A 1300-nucleotide genomic window follows, 5' to 3' on the forward strand; every position below is an offset into this window, starting at 1 on the left:
GCAAAGCTTCCCGAATAGAACTTTTCTTTAGATTCAACACTGAAATCATCACATTGATAACCTTCAATAACGCGAAGTGTAATTGGCAAGTTGTAATCTGGCTTGAAACGAAATGTCATGATTCTTGGTTTATGGTTAGGTAATGAATGAGCGTCAAAAGGGAGAACATCTCCAGCTTTTAGAGCGTTACCATTGGCTTCTAGTCCACCTAATGCTTCACGAAGCACGGTCGATGAGCTCCCAAGGTGCTCAGGCACATTGAAGCCACCTTTTACAGCGAGATAGGCGCGAAGGCCATTTTTCGCCATTCCGAACTGAAGCTTTTGACCTATTTTTATCGAAAAATCCGACCAATTAGCAATAGGGTGACCATCTACTGATGCATTAAGATCGCCGCCACAAATTGCCAGGTGACAGTCTTGTAAGGCGACAAAACAAGCATTGCCTAGCGTAATCTCGATTGCTGAGCAATTCACACGATTTCCAAGTAGATGATTAGCCCAACTGTAGGCGTAATCATCAACAGGACCACCTTGCGTTATCCCGATGTGAGCAAGACCAAAACGGCCAAAGTCTTGAATCAATGACAAAGGCCCTGACTTTTCAACTAATAATCCTGATGCGCTCATAACGATCCCCCTAGCTCAAGAAATTCCTGTTTTGATACAGCATAAAACGTGACCTTGTCACCAACTTCAAAAGGAATAAAAGGAGGAGTATCCGAAAAGAGTGAGAGAGGAGAACGACCTATGATATTCCAACCACCTGGACTGTCTGATGGGTAAACAGCGGTCTTACTATCGGCAATGCCGACACTTCCTGATGGCACAAACGTTCTCGGCGTTTTTAACCTAGGCATGGCGATACTCTCTTCCACATCAGAAAGAAAGGCGAAGCCAGGTGCGAACCCAATCGCGGAAACGGTATATACCGGCTTTGTATGAGCATCAATAAGCGCGCCGAGATCAATGCCTTGTTCTTCAAAACGCTTCAAATCTAAAGCAGTTTCTTCCGAGTAATAAACGGGTATCGAAATTTCGTTAGGCTCAGCCTCGTCGGCTTTATTTGGGTCAAACGCGACTAAGATATTGTGCAGTATGTCGACTAACTGAAATTCACTGATTCTGAACGGTAAGTAATCAATTAACACGGTTCGATAGGAAGGAACGATATTCATGACAATATGGGACAGATGTTGGTTCATTGCTCGCGCTAACTGTCCAATTGAGTTTTCAGAAATGGTTTCATCAAATCGAATCAAAATGCTGCATTCAGAAACCAAATCAATCGAGAACTTTGT

At 43.5% G+C, this 1300-nt stretch carries 2 protein-coding genes; both read right to left on the minus strand.

The window, feature by feature from the left end:
* A partial coding sequence (locus R7O13_RS24205) for an allophanate hydrolase (protein WP_318304846.1) occupies positions 1-629 on the minus strand: 629 nt, incomplete at its 3' end.
* Positions 626-1300, minus strand: a 675-nt coding sequence (locus R7O13_RS24210; RefSeq protein WP_318304847.1) for an allophanate hydrolase subunit 1, incomplete at its 5' end; no start/stop codon positions are given. The genes R7O13_RS24210 and R7O13_RS24205, both read right to left, overlap by 4 nt.

The sequence above is a fragment of the Vibrio sp. Y176 genome (genome assembly GCF_033438945.1).